The organism is Enterococcus sp. 5B3_DIV0040 (assembly GCF_002140755.1).
Taxonomy (GTDB): Bacteria; Bacillota; Bacilli; order Lactobacillales; family Enterococcaceae; genus Enterococcus_D; species Enterococcus_D casseliflavus.
In genome coordinates this window covers 1,765,305-1,773,401 of the sequence record NZ_NGLC01000001.1, presented here as the reverse complement: position 1 = coordinate 1,773,401, position 8,097 = coordinate 1,765,305, and the positions used below count along the sequence as shown (strand labels likewise).

Below are 8,097 nucleotides of genomic sequence, written 5' to 3'. Positions count from 1 at the left end.
TAGTGCCGCTCTATTTTTGAGGGGTTTCTTATGAAATTATAGGATCATGATAGAGACTTGAAGATTGCTTCCATGAAGTTTCTTATTTATAATACTCTTTTTTGGATTGATTAAAGACCGTATGATGGAGTATATCTTGTGCTTCTTCCAAAGATAAATCGGTTGTCAACCAAAAGTCAATAAATCCACATATTCCACTAGAAAAATAGACAACTAAGGGAATATTAGGACTAACGTTGAATGGTTTGGTATGTTCTATCATTGATTCAACCATGGTATGACTAAGGCATCTTAAAAAGTTCATCTGGTTTTGTTTCAAAAGAATACTGACAACTTTTTTATTTCTGTCAATTGCTTGAAGTATTTGATCAGTATACTTTCTGGACTCATTTTCACCAATTTTGTTTAGAGATTTGACAACGGGCTGGCAACTTTGCTGGATATTATCAGTGATTTCACGGACAATACTGCTTAATAAATGTTCTTTTGTTTCATAATGTAAATAAAATGCATTGCGTGAACAATCTGCTAGCTGACAAATCTCAGTAACCTTGATTTCCGCGTAAGATTTAGTTTCTAGTAATTCCAAAAATGCCTCTCTAATTATGCGTTCGCTTCTAGCAAACCGTTTATCTTGTTTCATTTTTCTCCTTGTTCGGTGACATTACTAACTATTATGTCACATAAATGACATTTTTCGTCAATTTGACTCTTGTGAAATTTAAGAGACAGATGTAACTTAAATATAAATGAATGATAAAGAGGTGTCAACTATGGTAAAAAGCGTTACGGAAGTTTTAGGAATAAAAAAACCGATTATCCAAGGTCCTATGAGTTGGCTGACAAATGGTGAATTTGTTGGTGCAATAAGTAAGACTGGAGCTTTAGGAGTATTGGGGATAAATGCTGGTCAAACAGAAGCCGCAACCACGATTGATAAAACGATTGAAAATATGCGAAAGGAAGTACGAATTGCCAAAAGTATTACGAATAACCCAATCGGAATTAATGTTGTTCCAATGGTTGAAGGATTTGATATGTATACGCAACCTATGCTTGAAATGATGGTTGAAGAAGGTGTTGAAGTTGCTGTTATGGTGGGGCAATTTTCAAAAGAATGGACGCAAAAGTTTAAAGCAAATGGTATTAAAATTGTTTATCGTGGGGCTCCAACTGTTGAGGACACTAATGTAGCAATAGAAGGTGGTGCTGATGTAATCGTAGCAACAGGTTTCGACGAGGGTGGGACAGTTCCAGATCAAGTTATTGGCACGTTTTCAATAGTACCTTTAATAGTTGATGTAGTGAAGGGAAGAGTGCCTGTATTAGCAGCCGGAGGGATTACAGATGCTCGAACGGCAAAAGCAGCGCTAGCATTAGGAGCGGATGGTATTTTTTCTGGAACCGCATTTCTAGCATCAAAAGAATCTCCATTAGCTGATAATATAAAACATCAATTAATATCGTCGAATGCAACTGATATGTTATTGTATCGGACTGTTCCAGCTTATTATCGCTCTTTACCTGGGTTGCTTCCTTATAAATTAGTTGCAATGGATGAAGCAGGAGAAAGCCGAGAAGCTATTCTTCAGGCTTCTGGAGGGGGAAATGGAATGAGAGATGGAATGCTTTTTGGAAATCTAGAAAAAGGGTTTGCATCAGTCGGTCTAGGAATTTCAATGATCCATCAAATTAATCCTGTTAAAACAATTGTAGATCAATTTATGCAGGGAATAATGAATAGCTGATGTTGTTTTTTTGTTAGATAAACTAATAACAAAAAAGAAAAATCAGGTAATAGTTTTATTGCAATGAACTTTGCTTTTCCTTATACACAGAAATTGAGTTGACAACAAATAAAACGCCAAGCAAAAACTAGTGAATAGGTTTTGCTTGGCGTTTTTTTCAAATCATGTGATTAGGATCAAATGTCGAAGAGCCCTTATTTCTGTACACTCTTTTTAATTACCGTAATTTATATGTATTACTCTATTTTTGTGTTCATAAACTCGTAACTAAATCATTGTTCAATTAAAATTTAGATTTATGAGTATTAGGACAAATATTGTATGTGGTCAGAAACTTAATAGTTTTTGATCCTGTTTTAATTTAGACATTTTACTTCTTTGGGATATTTTTACTCATTAGAAACGGTGATCTTTTCAATATAGTTGAGTGTTACGAGAAAGGGGGGGATCTGCGATGTTGTTTGTAGTTATTCTGATTTTAGGAAATGTGATCGCAGGAGCGATTGCGGTCAATTAGTTAATCAGAAATATCAAGGAGCCATAAAGCATAGAACCTAAAAATAAATTTATATCACATTTTATAGCCGATTCCCCAAACCGTTTTGATATAAGAGGACTTCTTGTGGGTATCGTGCATTTTTTCCCGAAGGTTTCGAACGTGGACCATGATGGTATTATTGGAAGACGTGTAATATTTTTCGCCCCAAACCTCTTGAAACATTTCCTCAGAGCTTACCACTTGGCCTTTTCGCTCCATCAATAATTTTAAAATGGAAAATTCGATGGGCGTCAGGGAAAGTTCTTCTTCTTGCAAGAAACATTTTCGCTTATTGACATCTAATTCCAACTCCCTCACGATCAATTTGTTTTGATCTGAGCCGTTGTATTGAGTCGAGCGGCGTATCTGAGCTTTCACCCGAGCGATCACTTCCAACGGACGAAAGGGCTTGGTGATGTAATCATCGGCACCAATTGTCAAACCAGTGATCTTATCGATTTCCTCAGATTTAGCTGTCAACATAATAATTGGGTAATGATGCTTCTTGCGGATGATTTTACACAGGTCAAAGCCTGTGATATCTGGCAGCATGACATCAAGAATCGCCAAAGAAAAGCTGTTTTGCTCGATCTGTACCTGAGCTTCATGACCATCTGCACAAGTGATGACAGAAAAATTTTCGTTTCGTAAATAAAAGGCAATCAAATCTGAAATTTCTTTTTCATCTTCAACTAAAAGTATCTTTTCCACTCGTATTGACCTTCCTTTTCAGTTAACTGACTTTCTAGTTTTTTCATGTTGATTTGTCGCTAAAGGCAATGTGACGATCATTTGAATCTCATTGTTCTTGCTAGCAGCTCGGATCGTTCCCTGATGCGCCAAAATAATTTCTTTGGCGATCGCCAATCCGAGACCTGCTCCACCTGTCTTGGTTGAACGAGCTTGATCCAGACGATAAAATTTTTCAAATAATGCCTCCAATTGTTCTTGTTCGATCGGCTCACTTTGATTCGCTAGGATAAAAGTTGCTGCTTGTTCGTCCACGGTTAGCTGCATTGTGATCGTGGTTTGATCAGGCGCATAGGCAATGGCATTTTTTAACAGATTGTTTAACACTCGCGCCAACTGTTCACTATCGGCTTTTAATTTCAAGCTCTCTGGTCCAGAGTAGCAGATGGTTTGTTCTTTTTCTTTCAGCAGCGGATAGAATTCTTCATGGATTTGCTTCAGTAAGAAGACGAAATCAAGTTCCCGTTGATACAATTGGATGTCTTGCAGATTAAAACGGGTGATGTCGAAAAATTCATTCATCAGCGTTTCCAAACGCTCAGACTTTTCTAAAGCAATCGTCAAGGATTGCGTCATTTGTTCATTGGTCAAGTTTTTCGTATCCAACAATAGATTGAGATAGCCGATCACTGAAGCTAAGGGAGTCTTTAAGTCATGTGCCAAATAGGTGATCAAGTCCTTGGTGCGCTGTGTTTCTTCCTTTAAAAGAGCCTCATTGCGGTTCATCGTATCTTCTATTTTTAATAATTCATGATCGATCGCTAGGCTGCCCGTCGAACTTGCTTCCGATTGAGAGAAAAAGAGCTGAATTCCTTCGGCGATCCTTGCAATTTTTTTCCTTGAAACATAACGATAACTAAAATAGCAAATCAAGGTAACGGCAAAAACGAGAAAGAAGGAGAATGCCAAGAACAATTGTTTAATAGGGCGCCAGTCGACAAAGGTACCAACGATCATCCCGCCTTCGCCATCACTTGTTTCTACAACGCCATCTGTAACAAGGTTTGACAAAAAATTATCCAGCACCATTTGAATGAGTCTCGTTTCCTTTAATAGCCATAAGGCTCCTACCAATAAGAAGAAGCCAACCAGAAAAAAGACAAATGAAGAATATTTACTACGCATGAAACAGTCCTTTCTAACTCGTTCTTGATTCTTTCTTGATTATAGCAAAGAGGAGTAGGAGCGAATAGCTAATTCTTCTTAAGAATTCTTCATATTAATAAAAAAAGAATGGAAAAATTCTATTTTCTTAAGAAATCTTCAGCAGATATTAAGAGAAACGTTCAAAACGCAAATTGATTCAATGGTTAAATAAAGGTGGTCATTCGATTAACCAATCAGGAAGGTGAGATGTTTGAGAAAGCATATGAACAAATCAAAAAAGAGTTTCATGATCATCAGTAGTTTACTGATCATCGGCAGTTTAGGCTGGACGAGTGCCTGGGGGATTGCTCGTCGTGAAGAACCTTCCATCACTCAAATAACTTTGCAAGATCTGCAACCGAGAGCAGATTTTTACTTAGTAGGAGTCGTTGAACCAGCAAGAACGGTTGAAGTCAAGGTGGATAGCTCAAGAGGATCAGTTGTTGAGAAAAAAGTAGAGGCAGGGGATCAAGTCAAAGCAGGGCAAGCTCTTTTTGTTTACTCTAACCCTGAGGGGGCTTTGGCCATTAAAGAAGCAGAACAGGCGACGGCAAATCGCTCGAGAGCTGTGGAACAAGCAAGACGGCAAACGAATCAAAAATGGGAACAATACAATAAGGTCACGAATCAGCTGGAGGAGACGAAACAAAAAATTGCCAGTGCGGAAGAAGAGGACAAAGAAGGGCTGGAAGATCGTAAAACCGATTTGGAAATGCAGCAAAGTCAATTACTGCTAGAAGCGCAAAACTTGGAAAGCAGCATTGGCGATGCCGAATTAGAGCTGGAACGGGCAGAATTAGAACTACGTTCAGTCAAAGAGCAACATGGCTCAGACGTCGTGGAAGCCGAAATTGATGGAATCGTTAAAGACGTGGACGAGCGACAAATGAATCGAAGCGCAAGTGAAGCGGCTCCAGAGAATCCTTTTATGACGATCGTTGATACCAGTCGGCTCTTTTTAAAAGGGACTGTGGATGAATTTCGCCGCAATCAACTTGAGCCTGGTCAAAAAGTTGAACTTAGAGACCGTAATGGCGGCAGTCAGCGATGGACTGGAAAGATCACCCGAGTTGGGGATATGAAAGAGCCTTCTGTAGTGGTTGAAGAACAAGGCGCAAACCCTAATTTGTCGCAATTTAGTTTTGAGGTCGTTTTAGATGAAAGTGAAGAGCCACCTAGTATTGGCATCCATTGTTTTGTAGAACGCATTGAGGAAGAGCAAACCGCGATCAAGCTGCCCAAATCTTTCGTATTTTATGAAGAAGATAGGCCCTTCATCTACGTCGTTGAGGACCATAAAATCAGTAAACTGTCCGTGGAAATCATGGAAGATGAAACGGATGAAGCCATGTATCTGTTAGAAAGTGAACTGGATATGCAAGTGGCGCTCGTCTTCCCAACAGTTCGGATTCAAGAAGGAATGGATGTGAGACCAAATGATCCAACTGATTGATGTCTACAAAACGTTCCCACAGGGCACTAGCGAAATTCAAGTTTTGAAAAAAATCAACTTAACAATCAATACTGGCGAGTTTGTTTCCATCATGGGCCGATCAGGATCAGGCAAGTCGACCTTGATGAATATCATTGGCTGTTTAGACACGCCAACAATGGGCAGCTATCTACTTGATGGTAAAAATACCAGTCAAATGAGTGAAGATGAACTGTCCGAAATCCGCAATCAAAAAATCGGCTTCGTGTTTCAAAATTTTGAACTGTTGCCCAAACTATCCGTTTTACAAAATGCTGCCTTACCGCTCTTGTATGCTGGTGTCAATCAGGAAGAACGAACGACTCGAGCAATTCACGCCTTAGAAAGTGTCGGATTGAGGGATCGGATCGATTTTAGGATCAATCAGTTGTCAGGGGGGCAAAAACAACGAGTAGCGATCGCTCGGGCATTAGCAGGAGAAGCAAATGTGATCTTAGCGGATGAGCCGACGGGTTCTTTAGATACCGCTAATAGTCATGAGATCATGGCGCTATTTACTAAGCTGAACCATCTAGGAAAAACAGTGGTTTTGATTACCCACGAACAAGAAGTCGCGGACTATGCAAAGCGGCAAATCGTCATTAAAGATGGTGAAGTTGTTGAGGAGGGCACAAGATGACCGAAAATATTCGCTTAGCCATTCACGCAATCTACCAGCATCGTTTGCGTTCCTTGTTGACGATGCTAGGAATCATTGTCGGGATTGCCTCCATCATTTCCATTGTGAGTATCATCAACGGAAATACTGAGAACATGAAAAAGCAGCTGATTGGTGGTGATACTAACTCGATGCGGATCGAATATGACGCCAGAAGTGCTTTTTTAGCGGGCGAAAGCGGCAGAAATGATCGTTTGCCTGATTACGCCCCGCAACTATCAGAAGGAGAGCTGCAAAAGTTGCTGACCATTGATCACGCCAAGAACGTTAGCTTGTTCTATGAAGCCAATCTGACAGTTTTCCAAAGAGACCAGCAAACCGATACGATAGTGCTAGGCATGGATCGCGGGTTCTTTGAAATTTTGCCCCATACGATCCTTGCTGGCAGAGCAATGACTGAAACCGAATTGCAGACACAAAAACAAGTTGCGGTGATTACGAAAGATTTGGCGGAAATTTTTTTCTCGTATCGTGATCCTATCAATCAACTGATTGAAATCAATGGGACACCCTTTCGCATCGTTGGCGTAGCTGTTTCTGACACGGAGCAACTGTCAGGGAAATATGTTTTCATCCCTCGAGGCAGCCAAAGTTTCGTCGAAGGAAAGCTCAACCAAAGGCCAACAGTGCTGTTTCAGGCGACGAATGCGGACGTCTTAGAATCAGCAGTCGTCCAAGCCAGCCATGAATTGACCAAGAGTATTCCGCCTTCAGATTTTGTTTTTTCCATCCGCAACTATGATGAAGTGCAGAAAATGACCGATGATATCAATCGATCGAATATGATTTTACTGGGGGGGATTGCTAGCATTTCCTTACTCGTCGGTGGGATCGGTGTAATGAATACGATGCTGGTCAGTGTGACAGAGCGTACCAGAGAGATCGGTTTGAAGAAAGCATTGGGTGCCAAACGTAAAGTAATTTTGCAGCAATTTTTGACAGAAGCAATCGTTTTATCGGTGATCGGCGGGCTGATTGGCATCTTCGTCGGTCTGTTGATCAGTCTGATCGCCTTGCGTCTGTTAGAGTATCCGATGACGATCTCATTGTTATCCATTTTGATCAGTGTGTCATTTTCAATGCTGATCGGTACTATTTTTGGTTACTTGCCCGCTTATAAAGCGTCGAAGTTAAAACCGATCGAAGCATTACGCTATGAATAAAAGGAAGGTGTTTTTTATGAAAAAAAGTCAAACAGCAATTATCTTGTTTGTGGCATTACTTAGTGGTTGCGGTGTTGCTGCGAATGACCCACAGACAAACAACGACAACGTACCCATCAACAACCAAATCAATACGCCGCAAACGCAAACACAATCGAGTCAAAGTGGAGACGAGACCCAAAATAATGACGATCAAACCGATCAGACAAAAGCACAACAAGTGACTCAGACAGATGCAGAGCGAGCGAATGAGGAATTGGCACAAGCAGATGAAACGGGCACACTCATTCTTATTGATGGTGATCGTTTTGAGATGGAGTTGACCAACATTTCTCAAGGAACAGGGGAAGACGGCGAAGTCTTTGATATGGCGATCGCATCTGAGGAAAGATTATCCTTTACGATTACTAGCGAGACTGAGATAAAAGTAATTCTATATGATGCACAATCGCATAATTCTCGAATCGTGGAGGGGTCTCGTGCGGATCTGCATCTTGAACGATCGGTAAGTCTTTATGGGCAGCGAGTAGGGGACACCTTTATTGCCACGAAAGTCCTCGTCTTACAAATCAATTAATCGTTATGCTTAAAAGACAACGAAA

General features: G+C 40.4%; 8 protein-coding genes. 5 read left to right on the top strand and 3 right to left on the bottom strand.

Features of this window, described 5'->3' with window-relative positions; genetic code table 11:
- Positions 1–82 precede the first annotated feature (82 nt).
- A complete protein-coding gene (locus A5883_RS08405) occupies positions 83–643 on the bottom strand; it encodes a TetR/AcrR family transcriptional regulator (protein WP_086338320.1) in 561 nt (186 codons plus the stop codon).
- Positions 644–773: 130 nt separating this feature from the next.
- Here A5883_RS08405 and A5883_RS08400 point away from each other — a divergent pair, with 130 nt between their 5' ends.
- Complete coding sequence (locus A5883_RS08400; protein ID WP_086338319.1) at positions 774–1,748, top strand: NAD(P)H-dependent flavin oxidoreductase; 975 nt, start codon at positions 774–776, stop codon at positions 1,746–1,748.
- A gap of 571 nt (positions 1,749–2,319) precedes the next feature.
- Here the strand turns inward: A5883_RS08400 and A5883_RS08395 are convergent.
- Positions 2,320–2,997 carry a response regulator transcription factor gene (locus tag A5883_RS08395; RefSeq protein WP_086338318.1) on the bottom strand — a complete coding sequence of 226 codons (678 nt, stop codon included), beginning with the start codon at positions 2,995–2,997 and terminating at the stop codon, positions 2,320–2,322.
- 18 nt (positions 2,998–3,015) lie between these two features.
- The gene (locus tag A5883_RS08390; protein WP_086338317.1) at positions 3,016–4,161 is read right to left on the bottom strand and encodes a sensor histidine kinase; all 1,146 of its coding nucleotides are present in this window, start codon (positions 4,159–4,161) and stop codon (positions 3,016–3,018) included.
- A gap of 244 nt (positions 4,162–4,405) precedes the next feature.
- Here A5883_RS08390 and A5883_RS08385 point away from each other — a divergent pair, with 244 nt between their 5' ends.
- Genes A5883_RS08385 through A5883_RS08370 form a run of 4 tightly spaced genes read left to right on the top strand, consistent with a single transcriptional unit; the run spans position 4,406 to position 8,072 of the window.
- The gene (locus tag A5883_RS08385; RefSeq protein ID WP_086338316.1) at positions 4,406–5,635 is read left to right on the top strand and encodes an efflux RND transporter periplasmic adaptor subunit; all 1,230 of its coding nucleotides are present in this window, start codon (positions 4,406–4,408) and stop codon (positions 5,633–5,635) included.
- Positions 5,619–6,293 carry an ABC transporter ATP-binding protein gene (locus tag A5883_RS08380; RefSeq protein ID WP_086338315.1) on the top strand — a complete coding sequence of 225 codons (675 nt, stop codon included), beginning with the start codon at positions 5,619–5,621 and terminating at the stop codon, positions 6,291–6,293. The genes A5883_RS08385 and A5883_RS08380 overlap by 17 nt, the downstream gene beginning before the upstream one ends.
- A complete protein-coding gene (locus tag A5883_RS08375) occupies positions 6,290–7,495 on the top strand; it encodes an ABC transporter permease (protein ID WP_086338314.1) in 1,206 nt (401 codons plus the stop codon). The genes A5883_RS08380 and A5883_RS08375 overlap by 4 nt, the downstream gene beginning before the upstream one ends.
- A 16-nt stretch (positions 7,496–7,511) precedes the next feature.
- The gene (locus tag A5883_RS08370; RefSeq protein WP_176323963.1) at positions 7,512–8,072 is read left to right on the top strand and encodes a hypothetical protein; all 561 of its coding nucleotides are present in this window, start codon (positions 7,512–7,514) and stop codon (positions 8,070–8,072) included.
- Positions 8,073–8,097 lie beyond the last annotated feature (25 nt).

Excerpts from the sequence above, each read along its gene's own strand:
- A5883_RS08405 (WP_086338320.1), bottom strand. The coding sequence starts at position 643 with ATGAAACAAGATAAACGGTTTGCTAGAAGCGAACGCATAATTAGAGAG.
- A5883_RS08400 (WP_086338319.1), top strand. The coding sequence starts at position 774 with ATGGTAAAAAGCGTTACGGAAGTTTTAGGAATAAAAAAACCGATTATC.
- A5883_RS08390 (WP_086338317.1), bottom strand. The coding sequence starts at position 4,161 with ATGCGTAGTAAATATTCTTCATTTGTCTTTTTTCTGGTTGGCTTCTTC.
- A5883_RS08385 (WP_086338316.1), top strand. The coding sequence starts at position 4,406 with ATGAACAAATCAAAAAAGAGTTTCATGATCATCAGTAGTTTACTGATC.
- A5883_RS08380 (WP_086338315.1), top strand. The coding sequence starts at position 5,619 with ATGATCCAACTGATTGATGTCTACAAAACGTTCCCACAGGGCACTAGC.
- A5883_RS08375 (WP_086338314.1), top strand. The coding sequence starts at position 6,290 with ATGACCGAAAATATTCGCTTAGCCATTCACGCAATCTACCAGCATCGT.
- A5883_RS08370 (WP_176323963.1), top strand. The coding sequence starts at position 7,512 with ATGAAAAAAAGTCAAACAGCAATTATCTTGTTTGTGGCATTACTTAGT.